This is a genomic window from Streptomyces sp. NBC_00341 (assembly GCF_041435055.1).
Classification (GTDB): domain Bacteria; phylum Actinomycetota; class Actinomycetes; order Streptomycetales; family Streptomycetaceae; genus Streptomyces.
In genome coordinates this window covers 5,787,624-5,801,977 of sequence record NZ_CP108002.1, presented here as the reverse complement: position 1 = coordinate 5,801,977, position 14,354 = coordinate 5,787,624, and the positions used below count along the sequence as shown (strand labels likewise).

General features: G+C 70.4%; 15 protein-coding genes. 10 read left to right on the top strand and 5 right to left on the bottom strand.

Annotation, left to right across the window (positions count from 1 at the left end):
- Window positions 1–498, top strand: a complete 498-nt coding sequence (locus OG892_RS26350; RefSeq protein WP_073736674.1) for a hypothetical protein — start codon at window positions 1–3, stop codon at window positions 496–498.
- Between the two features lie 54 nt (window positions 499–552).
- Here OG892_RS26350 and OG892_RS26345 read toward each other — a convergent pair whose 3' ends face one another.
- A complete protein-coding gene (locus tag OG892_RS26345) occupies window positions 553–2,382 on the bottom strand; it encodes an alkyl/aryl-sulfatase (protein ID WP_371630447.1) in 1,830 nt (609 codons plus the stop codon).
- Between the two features lie 137 nt (window positions 2,383–2,519).
- On the bottom strand, window positions 2,520–3,161 hold the full coding sequence (locus tag OG892_RS26340) for a TetR/AcrR family transcriptional regulator (RefSeq protein WP_371630446.1): 642 nt from the start codon (window positions 3,159–3,161) through the stop codon (window positions 2,520–2,522).
- Between the two features lie 150 nt (window positions 3,162–3,311).
- Between OG892_RS26340 and OG892_RS26335 the strand changes: the two genes are divergently transcribed.
- The 5 genes from OG892_RS26335 (at window position 3,312) to OG892_RS26315 (ending at window position 6,991) form a co-directional block, all read left to right on the top strand.
- Window positions 3,312–3,833, top strand: coding sequence for a hypothetical protein (locus OG892_RS26335; protein ID WP_371630445.1), 522 nt, complete (start codon window positions 3,312–3,314; stop codon window positions 3,831–3,833).
- 58 nt (window positions 3,834–3,891) lie between these two features.
- Window positions 3,892–4,728 carry an NAD(P)-binding domain-containing protein gene (locus OG892_RS26330; protein WP_073736677.1) on the top strand — a complete coding sequence of 279 codons (837 nt, stop codon included), beginning with the start codon at window positions 3,892–3,894 and terminating at the stop codon, window positions 4,726–4,728.
- 462 nt (window positions 4,729–5,190) lie between these two features.
- Entirely contained in the window at window positions 5,191–5,460 is a 270-nt protein-coding gene (locus OG892_RS26325; RefSeq protein ID WP_073736678.1) for a type II toxin-antitoxin system Phd/YefM family antitoxin, read from the top strand.
- On the top strand, window positions 5,453–5,716 hold the full coding sequence (locus OG892_RS26320; protein WP_073736679.1) for a type II toxin-antitoxin system RelE/ParE family toxin: 264 nt from the start codon (window positions 5,453–5,455) through the stop codon (window positions 5,714–5,716). Before OG892_RS26325 ends, OG892_RS26320 begins: the two co-directional genes overlap by 8 nt.
- A 105-nt stretch (window positions 5,717–5,821) precedes the next feature.
- The gene (locus OG892_RS26315) at window positions 5,822–6,991 is read left to right on the top strand and encodes a hypothetical protein (protein ID WP_371630444.1); all 1,170 of its coding nucleotides are present in this window, start codon (window positions 5,822–5,824) and stop codon (window positions 6,989–6,991) included.
- A gap of 137 nt (window positions 6,992–7,128) precedes the next feature.
- Here the strand turns inward: OG892_RS26315 and ychF are convergent, their stop codons facing one another.
- Entirely contained in the window at window positions 7,129–8,217 is a 1,089-nt protein-coding gene (ychF, locus tag OG892_RS26310) for a redox-regulated ATPase YchF (RefSeq protein ID WP_073736681.1), read from the bottom strand.
- A 358-nt stretch (window positions 8,218–8,575) separates the two neighbouring features.
- Between ychF and OG892_RS26305 the strand changes: the two genes are divergently transcribed.
- Window positions 8,576–9,190, top strand: coding sequence for a DUF6542 domain-containing protein (locus tag OG892_RS26305; protein WP_328868371.1), 615 nt, complete (start codon window positions 8,576–8,578; stop codon window positions 9,188–9,190).
- A gap of 80 nt (window positions 9,191–9,270) precedes the next feature.
- Here the strand turns inward: OG892_RS26305 and ppgK are convergent, their stop codons facing one another.
- Both ppgK and OG892_RS26295 read right to left on the bottom strand, forming a co-directional pair.
- Window positions 9,271–10,008, bottom strand: a complete 738-nt coding sequence (gene ppgK / locus OG892_RS26300) for a polyphosphate--glucose phosphotransferase (RefSeq protein WP_073736683.1) — start codon at window positions 10,006–10,008, stop codon at window positions 9,271–9,273.
- Between the two features lie 104 nt (window positions 10,009–10,112).
- Window positions 10,113–11,102 carry a 4-hydroxy-3-methylbut-2-enyl diphosphate reductase gene (locus OG892_RS26295; protein WP_185092206.1) on the bottom strand — a complete coding sequence of 330 codons (990 nt, stop codon included), beginning with the start codon at window positions 11,100–11,102 and terminating at the stop codon, window positions 10,113–10,115.
- Window positions 11,103–11,249: 147 nt separating this feature from the next.
- Here OG892_RS26295 and OG892_RS26290 point away from each other — a divergent pair, with 147 nt between their 5' ends.
- The 3 genes from OG892_RS26290 (at window position 11,250) to OG892_RS26280 (ending at window position 14,255) form a co-directional block, all read left to right on the top strand.
- Complete coding sequence (locus tag OG892_RS26290) at window positions 11,250–12,620, top strand: APC family permease (RefSeq protein WP_328865568.1); 1,371 nt, start codon at window positions 11,250–11,252, stop codon at window positions 12,618–12,620.
- 60 nt (window positions 12,621–12,680) lie between these two features.
- A complete protein-coding gene (gene xseA / locus OG892_RS26285; RefSeq protein WP_371630443.1) occupies window positions 12,681–13,892 on the top strand; it encodes an exodeoxyribonuclease VII large subunit in 1,212 nt (403 codons plus the stop codon).
- A gap of 87 nt (window positions 13,893–13,979) precedes the next feature.
- On the top strand, window positions 13,980–14,255 hold the full coding sequence (locus tag OG892_RS26280) for an exodeoxyribonuclease VII small subunit (RefSeq protein ID WP_328695718.1): 276 nt from the start codon (window positions 13,980–13,982) through the stop codon (window positions 14,253–14,255).
- Window positions 14,256–14,354: the final 99 nt, after the last annotated feature.

Here is a 14,354-nt window from a genome sequence, read left to right as displayed (position 1 = left end):
ATGGCCGCAGACGTCCACACCGAGAGGGCCGCCGCCCTGCCCGACCGGAGCGCGCTGCTCGCGCTGGAGGAGGCGGCGTACGAACTGGGCCGCACCTTCCCGACCGGTGTGACGAGCGCCCCGGAGGCGATGCGGATCCTCCAGGAGCTCTTCGCCCAGGCCGGTGCCGGGGCTCCGCCGCCCCGGGCGGACGATCCCCCGGCCGCCGCCCGCCGCGTGCTGGCCGCGCTCGCGGGCGAGGAGGGCGCGCGGACGCTGGTCGAGGGGATCCTCGCCGACCCGCCGGAGGACGACCAGATGGGCGGCGAGGACGTCGTCGCGGACCTGACCGTCCTCACCGGCGTCATCGCGTTCCTGCGCCTGCACGTCAGCTTCCGCTTCAAGCGCGACAACGGCCGCAACACGGTGGAGTTCCGGATCGAGAAGAAGCCCCTCACCGACGGCGCCCTCACCGCCCTCGTCCGCGCCGTCCTCAGCCTGATGAACCGCGAGCCGTGAGCCCCTGGGCCCGGGTGTCGGTGATCAGGACGTCGGTGATCAGGGCGTCGGTGATCAGGGCGTGACGATGGCGAAGTCGGGGTCGGGGTTGTCGAGCAGGCCCACGAGGGTCGCGAGCACCTGCGGATCGCCCTGGACGTGCACGTCGTCCAGGCCCTTGCCGGCCAGGACCGCGAGCAGCTGGGACTTGGTCAGAGTCAGGGTCAGATCGGCGGCCGGGTCCGGCCCGTCAGCCTCCGGGGCGGCCTCTGTGCTGCGGTAGGTGAGGGCCCCGTTGGAGAGCAGAAGGTGCCAGGTGCGGCCCTCGTCGGTGACGTTCCAGGTCATGGTCAGCTTCTCGTCCCACGCCCGGGGGCCGTCGACGCGGATGGCCAGCGAGTCGATGAGCATGTCGACGGTGAGGGCCATCGCCATCTCGGGGTTCGTGGTCTCCAGCGCGGTGTGCGCGATCGCGCCGCGCAGCTCCTGCGCGCCCATCAGGTAGAAGTTGCGCCAGGGGCCGTTCTCCGCGCCGAAGCCGAGCTTCTCGTACACCGCGGCCAGCGCCTGCTTGGCGATCGCGTCCTCCGGGGCGGCGAAGACCGCGTGCCCCAGCAGCGTCGCGGCGAACCGGAGGTCCCCGGAGGCGGCGTACTCCTCGCCCTTGGCGATCAGCGCGGGTACGCCGCCGTAGTCGGCGGCGAACCGCTTTGCCTGCTCGACGGGCGGGTGCTCCCACAGGTGGGCGGGGTTGCCGTCGAACCAGCCCATGTAGCGCTGGTAGATGGCCTTGACGTTGTGGCTGACCGAACCGTAGTAGCCGCGGTTCGCCCACCGCTTCGCGACCGCCGGGGGAAGTTCCATCCGCTCGGCGATCTCCGTACCGGTCAGTCCCTGGTTGGTCATGCGCAGGGTCTGGTCGTGCAGGTACGCCCACATGTCCCGCTGGCCGGCCAGGTGCTCGATGATGCGGTCCCGGCCCCAGGTGGGCCAGTGGTGGGAGGCGAACGCGACCTCGGCCCGGTCACCGAACAGCGTGATCGTCTCGCCCAGGTAGTGGGCCCAGATACGGGTGTCACGGACCACCGCGCCACGCAGGGTCAGGATGTTGTGCATGTTGTGGGTCGCGTTCTCCGCCATGCACAGGGCGCGCCGGTCGGGGAAGTAGAAGTTCATCTCCGAGGGCGCCTCGGTGTCCGGCGTCATCTGGAACACGATCCGCACGCCGTCGACGGTCTCCTCCTGACCGGTGCGGGTGATGTCCACGGTCGGCGGCACGAGGGTGATCGTCCCCTTGGACGTCGTCATGCCCAGCCCGGCGCTGATCTGGCCGGCAGGGCCCTTGTCCAGTTCGGCGCCGTACATGTAGACCGCGCGCCGGGTCATCGCGCCGCCGGCGTACACGTTCTCCGCGACCGCGTGTTCCAGGAACCCGGCCGGGGCGATCACCGGCACGGGGGCGTGGCCGTGCGGCAGCACACCGCGGGATCCGCCGAAGTGGTCGCCGTGGGAGTGGGTGTAGATCAGCCCGGTGACCGCGCGGTCACCGCGGTGCTCGCGGTACAGCGCGAGCGCGGCGGCCGCGGTCTCGGCGGAGATCAGCGGGTCGATGACGACGACCCCGGTGTCGCCCTCGACCAGCGTCATGTTCGACAGGTCCAGGTTGCGGACCTGGTAGATCCCCTCGGTCACCTCGAACAGGCCCTGCTTGTTGCACAGCTGGCTCTGTCGCCAGAGGCTCGGGTGAGCACTGGGCGGGCAGTCACCGTCGAGGAAGGCGTACGCCTCCCCGTCCCAGATGACCCGGCCGTCGTCCGTCCGGACGACCGCGGGCGAGAGGGCGGCGACGAAGCCTCGGTCGGCGTCCTCGAAGTCGGACCTGTCGGCGTAATCGAGATCACTCATGAACAACGAATAGCCTAAAAATGACGCATTTACACATAAATGCATCACGCACCCGAAGCGTCTCCCTCCGGGAATCCCAGGAATCCGCACACCTCCCCGGGGGAACCCGGCCGGCGCCCTCCGGCACGAGCCTGCCCTCAGTCCGGGCGAGCCGCCCGGCTCCTGATCCCGTCGAGCACGATGTCGAGCATCCGGTCGAACTCCGCGACAGAGCCGAAGTCGGCCCACTGGGGCGCCAGGGCGGCCATGCCGGGGTACGCGCCGGAGTCGAACTCGGGTACGGAAGCAGGCCCTTCGGGGCCACCCCCGGTACGCGCCAGCAGGTGGCCGTTGAGGAAGCCGAACAGCACCATCGGGGCATCCGCGGCCACCACGTCGGGCAGACCGGCCGCACGCATCGCGGAGACGACGTGCTCCAGGGCGGCGATGGCCACCGTCGAGGTCTGAGCACGGGTGACGAGCAGCGGGAACACCTGTGGATGCCGGTACGCCACGTCCCGGTAGGAGTGGGCGGTCCGCCGGACGACCGCCGCCCAGTCGTGCGACGCACCGTCAGGAGCGGTCGCCACCTCGGCGAGTACGGCCTCGGAGATCACATCGAGGAGCGCGGCCTTGCCCTTGACGTGGTGGTAGATCGACATCGGGTCGACCCCGAGCTCCTCGGCCAGCCGCCGCACCCCGAAACGCTCAAGGCCGTCGCGATCCACGAGCGCCACGGCCGCGGCCGCGATCCGCTCCCTGTCGAGCCCCGCCGAGGTACCCCGCGCACGTCTGGCCACACCCACTCCTCCCGCATCCTCTTGCCCCCTTGCTAAATCTACATCGTAGAACTTAACGTGCCACTGGAACCTACAACGTAGGTTTTCCATTGACCTGGCGAATGACTTGGCGAAGAACACGCCGCGGAACGCGGAGAACGGGGACCAGACATGAGCGAGACCGCCGCCGGGGCACGTCCACCTCAGCCGGACCGGTCGTCGGTATCGGCGGAGGACGCGGCCGCGGCCTTCCCCGACCGCCGGAGAGGGGCAATCGGCGCGATGTACACGGGGCTCGCCCTCACCCTCATCGCGACCGCCACCCCGTACGCGGACCGCGCCACCACCCACCTGCTGGCCGACCACATCCGGGACGGCTACCCCACGTACTCCCAGGCCCGAGTGGACTCGGCCGTCAGCACCTACCTTGTCCTGCTGTCCGTCATCGGAGCGCTGGGAGTCCTGGCCTGGATCGGGGCAGCCCGGTCCGTCAGAGCGGGCTGGCGGTGGGCCCGTCCCGCCGCGACGGTGCTGTTCGCCCTGGGAGCAGGCGCCGGGCTGACCGGCCTGCTCACCACCGACACCTCCGGCGCGACCGGCCTGCCACCGGCCCTGGGCTGGGCCGGAATGGCTCCCAGCCTGGCGGGCGCCCTGGCAATCGCCCTGCTGTGGAGGAAACGGCGACCGGCATGAGACGCGGCACACCGCGTTCGACACAGACCCCGCTGACACACGCCAGGAAGGACGAACCGTGAAACGCATCGGCATCATCGGAGTGGGAGAGATCGGCCGGGCCCTCGTGGAGGGACTGCGCGACCCGGCCGGCCCGACGCCCGAGGTGTTCCTCTCACCGCGGGGCGCCCGCACCTCCGCCGACCTCTCCGAGCGGTACGAAGGCGTCCACGTCTGCGCCGACAACCAACAGGTGGCGGACCGGTCCGAGTTGGTGATCGTCGCCGTACGCCGTCAGGACCGGCACGAAGCGTTGGACGGCCTGCGGGTGGACGGGTCCAAAGTGGTGGTCAACGTGATGGCCGGGGTCACGAACGACGACCTGCGCAGCATGCTCGCCACCGACACCGCCCGCACCACCCACGCAACCCCTGCCGCCCCTGCCACCGACGCCACGCTGGTGCGCGCCATCCCACTGCCTTCCGTACGCGAACGCCGTTCCGTCACCGTGACGTACCCGTCGCACCCGGCCGTCGACAGCTTCTTCGAGCAGCTCGGCGGAGCACTGCCGGTCGCGGACGAGGCGGCCTTCGACGTCTTCTCCGCACTGACGGGAACCCTCACCGCCCACTACGCCTATCTCGCCACGCTCACGTCATGGGCCGCCGGTCACGGAATCCCCGCTCCCGACGCGGAGCACTACGTGCGAGGCCTCTTCCAAGCCGTGGGCCGCGCCTTGGGTGACGAGACCCGCTCCCTGCAACAACTCTCGGCCGACCACGAGACCCCCAGGGGCAACAACGAACGCATCCGGACCACTTGGTTCGACGAGACCAATGCCGCCACCCTCAGCAATGCACTGGACGACCTCATCAACGACCTGCGGCACCCGCCGGACCACCGCGTTCACCCCTAGGGCCCGCCGGGACACCCCATCGAGCGCGGCGACGGACAGCGGCGGGGCGGGATCCGGCGCCCTACGGCGCGAACACGATGCGTTCCCCGTTGCCCGCCCGCATTACGGCTTCTCGACGTCGGAGAGCGGGACGGCTGAGATGTCGATGGTCGACGACGGTCTCGCGGTCGCCGCCCGACCTCAGCAGCACAGGAACAGGCCAGGGGTCCGACCCCGAAGAGTCGGACCCCTTTCGCCCTGCACGTTTGCCGGATCAGCGTCGTGTTGGTGTGTCACCGGTTACACGTTGAAGCGGAACATACAGAACAGAGCTCCCACCTGCGAAAACAGGGATCCTGAAGAACTTATCCAGCACCAATCCAGCACCGTCGGAATTCATCCAGCACGCCAGGTCGCAGCAAAGGGCCAGGGCCGATCGACTGTGCCTTGTGTACACATGAGACACTTGGTACGCTTGAGCGCATGACGCAGCCCTTGCCCATAGAGACCATCCGCGATGTGCGCGCACACCTGGCCGAGGTCGTGGAGCGGGCCGACCGGGATGACGTACCCACCGTGATCACGCGCCGAGGCAAGGAGGTCGCCGCCGTCGTGTCCATCGAGGTACTTCGGAAGTACCAAGAGTGGGAAGAGCGCGAGATCAATCGGATCATCGACGAGCGCATGGCGAATCCGGCAGCGGGCATTCCGATTGAGGACGTCATGAGGGAGACGCTGGCGCGCAATGAGTGAGTACCGCACCGTCTTCCGGCCTGAGGCTCAGGCCGAACTCCGCAAGATCCCCCGCGACATGGCGCTGCGCATCCTGGCCAAACTGACCGAGCTGGAAAGCGACCCGCTCGGCTTCAGCACCACCGCACTCGTATCCCAGCCGGAACGCCGCCGCCTACGAGTGGGTGACTACCGTGTCGTCTACACGATCGACAACGGTGAACTGGTGGTGTGGGTCGTACACATCGGGCATCGCTCTACCGTGTACGACACCTGATCCTGAGCCAGGACACGTGCGGTCGGCCAGAATCCGCTGGAGTCAGGGACGCCACCGTCCGGACCAGCGGGCCGAGTTGTCAGTGGCGACTGCTTTCATGACGCCATGAGCACTGTGCACGCGATCGCCACCCTCCTTCCCGCCCCCATCGAACTCCGCGTCCACCTGCGCGCGTTGGCTGTCCTGGAGACTGCGATCGCCGAAGATCCGCAGTACTGCTACTACACCTTCGACGCTGCCTGGGGCCCCGACGAAGAGGCAGCCTTGATGGAGAACGGCTCGGGGGACGACCTCTCCGTCCTCTTCACCCCGGCCGGCGTGCTCATACGCGGCTTCGACCACGAGTCGGCCATGAGCCCGTACGGGACGGACGACGAGCAGGTCTGGCCCGGAGTCATCGACGAAGTGCCCGCCGCACTGCGCCCACTCCTGGACGAACCCACCTTCTGCGATGAGGGCATCGACGCCCCTCGGGTCACCGCCTGCCTGTGGCGGGAGACCGGCGACACGGGCTGGCGCACCGGCTCGGGCATCGACTTCCCGCCCGGCAGCGAGGACCCGGACGGCTCCGGTTTTCTCTTCCACCTCCTCGCCGACCGCTCCCCCGAGGCCGTCCAGGCCCACTTCGAGGACTACTACGAGCGCCCCGTCCCGCTCGAAGCCGTCCGCCACATCCTCGCCGGACATCCCCTCACCCCTGCGATCGCCGCAGCTCTCAACCCGGCCGCGCTCTCGGACAACGCCCTGCTCCGCAGGATCGCCGCGCATCCGGAGGTCGCTTCCTTCCTGGCCGGCGACGGCGAGTTCGACCTCGCCCGCACAGACCCGATCGAGCCGATAGCCCTGCCCAACAGCCTCCCGGTGGAGCCTGTCGCCGGCTGTAACGCGGGCGGCACCCACTACCTCTGCGGCCCGGCCGTCCCTGGCGGCGCCCGCCCCGTCCTCTACACCGACTCCGAGGGGCAGGCCTCCCTGATCGCCGAGTCGCTCGCCGAGGCTCTGACCCTCGCCGTCGCCCTCCCGTCCTGGCACGACGCACTGGCTGGCTTCCGACCTCCGGCCCTCAGCTCCGACTACCTCGATGACCACCCGGACCACCCCGTCGTCCGCGACCGTCTCCTCGCCGCCCTTCGACTCCCCCCGGCCACCGAGCAGGAAGTCCTGGACCGCCTCCTCGCCACTGCCGCCCGCACCGTCCCCGACGGCTTCCTCCCGCACGTTCCCGACGAAGAGAACTCCGCCTTCCAGCCGATGCTCGAACCGCTTGCCGACTAGGGCGCGCAGGTGACGAAGCGTCAAAAAAATCCAGCACACATCCAGCACGGGAACCAGCAAGAGGCCGGCTCCCGAAAGAGCCGACCCCTTGCCACCTGCGAACTTGACGGACGAACTAGCCCGCAGTAACGCACCGCTTACACATTGAAGCGGAACTCCACCACGTCCCCGTCCTGCATGACGTAGTCCTTGCCTTCCATCCGGGCCTTGCCCTTGGCGCGGGCCTCGGCGACCGAGCCCGTCTCCACCAGGTCGTCGAAGGAGATGATCTCCGCCTTGATGAAGCCCTTCTGGAAGTCGGTGTGGATCACACCGGCCGCCTCGGGGGCCGTGGCGCCCTTCTTGATCGTCCAGGCGCGGGATTCCTTCGGGCCTGCCGTGAGGTAGGTCTGCAGGCCCAGGGTTTCGAAGCCGACGCGGCCGAGAGTGGCGAGGCCGGGCTCTTCCTGGCCCATGGACTGGAGGAGCTCCAGGGCCTCGTCGTCGTCGAGCTCGATCAGCTCGGACTCGATCTTGGCGTTGAGGAAGATCGCCTCCGCGGGGGCCACCAGGGCGCGCTGCTCGTTCTTGAAGTCCTCGTCGACCAGCTCGTCCTCGTCGACGTTGAAGACGTAGAGGAAGGGCTTCGTGGTGAGCAGGTGCAGCTCGTGGAGAAGGCGGCCCTTCTCGGTGGAGGCCGTGATGCCCGCGTGGAAGAGGGTGTCGCCCGCTTCGAGGATCTTCTGGGCCTCCTCGACGGCGGCCAGGACGGCGACCTTCTCCTTCTGGAGGCGGGCCTCCTTCGTGAGGCGCGGGACGGCCTTCTCGACGGACTGGAGGTCGGCGAGGATCAGCTCGGTGTTGATCGTCTCGATGTCGTCCTTGGGCGAGACCTTGCCGTCGACGTGGACGACGTTCTCGTCCTTGAAGGCGCGGATGACCTGGCAGATCGCGTCCGACTCGCGGATGTTCGCGAGGAACTTGTTGCCCAGGCCCTCCCCCTCGCTCGCGCCACGCACGATGCCCGCGATGTCGACGAAGTCGACCGTCGCCGGCAGCAGCTTCTGGGAGCTGAAGATCTCCGCGAGCTTGTTCAGGCGGGGGTCGGGCACGCCGACGACGCCGACGTTCGGCTCGATCGTGGCGAACGGGTAGTTGGCCGCCAGCACGTCGTTCTTGGTCAGGGCGTTGAACAGGGTCGACTTGCCGACATTCGGCAGGCCGACGATTCCGATCGTGAGCGACACGGTGGCGACTTCCCTAGGGGGTGGGCGGGCTGGGCAGTGAGGTCCGGCCCCGGTGGGCCGATTCTCCAGTTTACGGGCGGGGGCGAGCGCGTAACCACGGGTCCCGTCGGGTGCCGATCCGGTTCCCATTGGGCCGTGTGGCATCGAACTCATCGCCAAGGTCACCCAAAGCGCGTGTCCCGCACGTGATTACTGCCGCCCGGCGACCTACGTTGTCCCGGTGGAGCAGCACAGGACACGTCCCCCGCAGCGCAGCCAGACTCAGCAGGCCCCGCTGTCCCCGCTCGGGACCAAGGGAGCCAACGTAGCCAACGGAGCGAAGGGAGCGGTCGGCGAGAGCGCCGCCGTCTATCGGGTGATGAGCACACCCGCGGGCCGGGCACGCCCGGTGCCGCCCGCCGTGCTCGCCCTGCGGCGGCTGCCGAACCCCCGGCTGACGGGTATCGGCGCCGGGCTCTTCGCGGCCGCCACCATGTTCGTGCTGGCCTGTGCGGACTGGCTGCTGTTCGACGGTTCGGCCGTCGTGTTCGGTGTGCTGTTCCTGCCGGTCAGCGCGCTGACCGCGTTCTGGGTGCGCCCGGCGGACCTGGTGACCGCACCGATCAGCGTGCCGATCGCGTTCGCCGTCGGGATCATCCCGGTCTCGGGCGGCACGGGCGGCTTCGGCGGGCGCATGATGGCCGTCGTCACCGCGCTCGCCGTCCACGCCGGCTGGCTGTACGGCGGCACGCTCGTCGCCGGGCTCATCGCGACCGTACGCAAGGTCCGGCTGATGCGGGCCCGGCAGCGGCGGATGCTGCTGGCCGCACAGACCGCGCGGGCGGGCGGCCAGCAGCAGCCGCAGTCCCCCAGGGCCGCAGGGCAGACGCCCCGTGCCGCTGGGCAGGCATCGCGAGCCGCTGGGCAGGCGCCGCGAGCCGCGGCGCAGGCGCCCCGGGCCGCCGGTCAGGCGCCCCGGCGTCGGCAGCGCTGACCCGGACGGGGCGCGGGCGGGGCGACCGGAGGCTGCGCGCAGGCGCGGCGGCCCGGGACGGAAACGCCCGGGAGCGGCCCTCAGCTTCCCGTTGCCGCCATGGCCGCGCCCACGATGCCGGCGTTGTTCTGGAGCTCCGCCGGCACCATTTCGGCCCGTACGTGCTCGATCAGCGGCAGGAACTTGTCGGCCTTGCGGCTGACACCGCCGCCGATGATGAACAGTTCGGGCGAGAACAGCATCTCCACGTGGACCAGGTACTTCTGCACCCGGTGCGCCCAGTGGTGCCAGCTCAGGTCCTCGTCCTCCTTGGCCTTCGTCGAGGCGTGCTTCTCCGCGTCGTGGCCGTTCAGCTCCAGATGGCCGAGCTCGGTGTTGGGCACGAGCCTGCCGTCGATGAAGAGCGCGCTGCCGATACCCGTACCGAGCGTCAGCACGATCACCGTGCCCTTGCGGCCGCGCCCGGCGCCGAAGGTCATCTCCGCGATGCCGGCCGCGTCCGCGTCGTTCAGTACGGTGACCGGCAGGCCGAGCTTGTCGCTGAGCAGCGTGCGGGCGTCCAGGTCGATCCAGCCCTTGTCGACATTGGCCGCGGACCGGGTGACGCCGCTGGTGACCACGCCCGGGAACGTGATGCCCACCGGGCCCGACCAGTCGAAATGCCCGACCACCTCGGCCACGCACCCGGCCACGTCATCGGGTGTGGCCGGGTGCGGTGTGAGTACTTTGTGGCGCTCCCGCGCCAGGTCTCCGCGGTCCAGGTCCACGGGAGCACCCTTGATCCCGGATCCGCCGATGTCCACGCCGAAGATCTCCATGTGATCCACGGTACGGGCACCGGGCCCCACTCACTTCCCGGAGCGGAAACCGGTGCGGAAACGGTGCGGAAACCGGTGCGGAAACAGGAGGGGCAGGAGTCGGCTCACTCGGCCGACAGGGCCGCCGCCTCCGCGCGCAGGTCCCGGCGGAGCTCCTTGGGCAGCGAGAAGATGATCGACTCCTCGGCCGCCTTCACGATCTCCACGTCCTCGAAGCCCCGCTCGGACAACCAGGCCAGCACACCGTCGACCAGCACCTCCGGGACGGACGCGCCGGAGGTGACGCCGACCGTGGAGACGCCGTCCAGCCAGGCCTCGTCGATCTCGTCGGCGGAGTCCACCAGGTGCGAGTCGCCCGCGCCCGCGCCGAGGGCGACCTCGACCAGCCGGACCGAGTTGGAGGAGTTCTTGGAGCCGACGACGATCACCAGGTCGGCGTCCGCGCCCATCTGCTTCACCGCGATCTGGCGGTTCTGCGTGGCGTAGCAGATGTCGTCGCTGGGCGGCGAGATCAGGAGCGGGAACTTCTCCTTGAGCGCGCCGACGGTCTCCATCGTCTCGTCGACCGAGAGCGTGGTCTGGGAGAGCCAGACGACCCGGGACGGGTCGCGCACCTCGACGTTGGCGACGTCCTCGGGGCCGTCGACCAGCGTGATGTGGTCCGGGGCCTCGCCGGAGGTGCCGATGACCTCCTCGTGGCCCTCGTGGCCGATGAGGAGGATGTCGAAGTCGTCCTGCGCGAAGCGGACGGCCTCCTTGTGGACCTTGGTGACCAGCGGGCAGGTCGCGTCGATCGTGGCGAGCTTCCGTTCGGCGGCCTCGTCGTGCACGGTCGGCGCGACGCCGTGCGCGGAGAACATCACGATCGAGCCCTCGGGGACCTCCGCGGTCTCCTCGACGAAGATCGCGCCCTTCTTCTCCAGCGTCTGCACGACGTATTTGTTGTGGACGATCTCGTGGCGCACGTAGACCGGTGAGCCGTACTGCTCCAGAGCCTTCTCCACGGCGATCACGGCACGGTCCACGCCCGCGCAGTAGCCACGGGGAGCGGCGAGCAGGACGCGTCGGGGTGTCGTAGCAGTCATGCGTCCCATCGTAACGGCCTCCTCCGCGGCAGAGAGCGGAGCCGCAGAGCGCCGGGAGCCCGCTCCCTGCCGCGGGGGAGGCCGTTAGGCCGTACCGAACAGGCGCGGGGCCGACGGGGTCGGGAGACTGATCATCACGCCTACAACGGAGGACCCATGGCCGGCAGCGGTACGGATTCCACCAGTGGCAGCACCGCGGACCGGGCGGGGCTGCGGCGGACGCTGGGGTTCCGGGATCTGGTGGTCTACGGGCTGCTGTTCATCGCCCCGATGGCCCCGGTCGGCGTCTTCGGCACGCTCGACGCGAAATCGCACGGCGCGGTGGCGCTGGTCTACATCACGGCGACCGTGGTGATGGCGTTCACCGCTTTCAGCTACGCCCAGATGGTGCGGGTCGCTCCGCTGGCGGGTTCGGTGTTCGCGTACGCGCGCAAGGGGCTCGGGGAGGGGCCGGGGTTCATCGCGGGGTGGATGGCGATGCTCGACTACCTGCTCATCCCCGCCGTCGCCTATCTCTTCTCCGGGATCGCGATGAACTCGCTGGTGCCCGAGGTGTCGCGGTGGGTGTGGACCGCGCTGGCGGTGGTCCTCACGACGCTGCTGAACCTCTGGGGCGTACGGGCGGCGGCCCGGGTCGGCTTCGCGGTGCTCGCCATGGAGATCGTGGTGCTGCTGGTGTTCCTGGTGTCCGCCGTGGTGGTGCTCGTGCAGGACGGGGCGCAGCGCGGCTGGCTGACGCCGCTCAACGGCGACGCGGGGTTCTCCGCCTCCGCGGTGCTGGGCGCGGTGTCCGTGGCCGTGCTGTCGTACCTGGGCTTCGACGCCATCGCCACGTTCGCGGAGGAGGTGACGGGCGGTTCGGCGAAGGTGGCGCGGGCGCTGTTGTTCTGCCTGGTGCTGGCGGGGTTCCTGTTTGTGGCGCAGGCGTATCTGGCGGCGCTGCTGGAGCCGATGACGTCGGCGGAGCTGGCCGCCGATCCGGTCGCCCAGGGCTCGGCCTTCTACGACACGGTGGACTCCGCGGTCGGGTCCTGGCTGCACGATCTGGTGGCGGTCAGCAAGGCGATCGGGGCGGCGTTCGCGGCGCTGGCCGGGCAGGCGGCCGCGGGCCGGCTGCTGTTCGCGATGGCCCGGGAGCGCCGGCTGCCCGCGCTGCTGTCCAAGGTCGATCCGCGCTCGGGCGTGCCCCGGATCGCGATCCTGATCGCGGCGGTCGTGACGCTGGTGGCGGCGGTCTGGGCGGCCCGGCGCGACGACGGCCTCGACCATCTGGTGTCGGTCGTGGACGTGGGCGCGCTGACCGCGTTCGTGCTGCTGCACGCCTCGGTGGTCGGCTGGTTCGTGGTGCGCCGGAGGGAGGGTGCGCCGAGCTGGTGGCGGCACGTCCTGATCCCGGTGGTGGGCGCGGGTGTGCTGATCGCGGTGATCGTGGAGGCGACGTCGAGCGCGCAGGTGGTGGGGGCGTGCTGGTTCGTGGTGGGGCTCGCGGTGCTCCTGGTGCAGCGCGGGCGCCGGGCGGCGGGCTGAGGGCGGGGCTGTCGCCGCGGGACCGGCCGGCTGTCGGTGGTGCCGGATACGCTCGCTCACATGGCTCTCCAAACATCACCGGAAGCTCCGCTGCCCGTCGGTGACGTGTCACGGCTCATCGGCGGCTGGATCGACCGGCTCGGTGCCGTCTGGGTCGAGGGGCAGATCACCCAGCTGTCGCGGCGCCCGGGTGCCGGAGTGGTGTTCCTGACGCTGCGCGACCCCTCGCACGACATCTCGGTGAGCGTGACGTGCTTCCGGCAGGTCTTCGACCGGATCGCGGACGTGGTCACCGAGGGGGCGCGGGTCGTCGTCCTGGCGAAGCCCGAGTGGTACGCGCCCCGCGGGCAGCTCTCGCTGCGCGCCACGGAGATACGGCCGGTCGGCATCGGCGAGCTGCTGGTCCGGCTGGAGCAGCTGAAGAAGTCACTGGCCCGGGAGGGCCTCTTCGCCCTGGACCGCAAGAAGCCGCTGCCCTTCCTGCCGCAGCTGATCGGGCTCGTCTGCGGCCGCGCCTCCGCGGCGGAGCGCGATGTCCTGGAGAACACCCGGCGCCGCTGGCCCGCGGTCCGCTTCGAGGTCCGCAACACCGCCGTGCAGGGGGTGCACGCGGTGAATCAGTTGGTCCAGGCGGTGCAGGAGCTGGACGCGCTCCCGGAGGTCGACGTGATCGTCGTGGCGCGCGGCGGGGGCAGCGTGGAGGACCTGCTGCCGTTCTCGGACGAGCAGCTGATCCGTACGGTCGCGGCGTGCCGCACCCCGGTGGTCTCGGCCATCGGGCACGAGCCGGACTCCCCCCTCCTCGACCTGGTCGCGGATGTACGGGCCTCCACCCCGACGGACGCGGCGAAGCGCATCGTGCCCGACGTGAGCGAGGAGCTGGACCGGGTGCAGCAGCTGCGGGACCGGGCGCTGCGGACGGTACGGGGGCTGCTCGACCGGGAGGAGCGGGGTCTGGCGCACGCGCTGGGGCGGCCCTCGATGGAGCGTCCGCAGCGGATGGTGGACGAGCGCGCGGCGGAGATCGACGCGCTGATCGGGCGCGGGCGGCGGGTGCTGGGGCATCTGCTGGACCGCGCGGACTCGGAGCTCGCCCACACCAGGGCCCGGGTGGTCGCGCTGTCGCCCGCGGCGACCCTGGAACGCGGCTACGCGGTGCTCCAGCGGGCGGACGGGCACGTGGTGCGCGACCCCGCCGACGCCGGGGCGGCCGGGGACGCGCTGCGGGCCCGGGTGTCCGGGGGCGAGTTCGTGGTGCGGGTCGACGGGTGAGCGACACCCTCCGGGGCCGACGGACAGCGCCCCGGAGGCCGGCCGGGGCCGGGATGGACGGACATGCCGACGCATAGGGTGGATCACATGACGGACGACGGGACGACGGCGGCTGCGGCCACGGGCACGCTCGGGTACGAGCAGGCGCGCGACGAGCTGATCGAGGTGGTGCGCCGGCTGGAGGCCGGCGGGACGAGCCTGGAGGAGTCCCTGGCCCTGTGGGAGCGGGGCGAGGAGCTGGCGAAGGTGTGCCGCCACTGGCTGGAGGGCGCGCGCGCCCGGCTGGACGCGGCGCTGGCGGGGCCCGCCGCTCCCGGGGACGACAACGGCGCCGAAGGCGGCACGGCGGCCGACGCGGGCTGAGTCCGACCCTGCGGCGGCGCGGGGCGCGGGGCTGGGGCTGGGCATGAGGCGCGGAGCAGTCGGCACTCGCTGTGGAGTGAATCACTCCGTTCCCGTTTT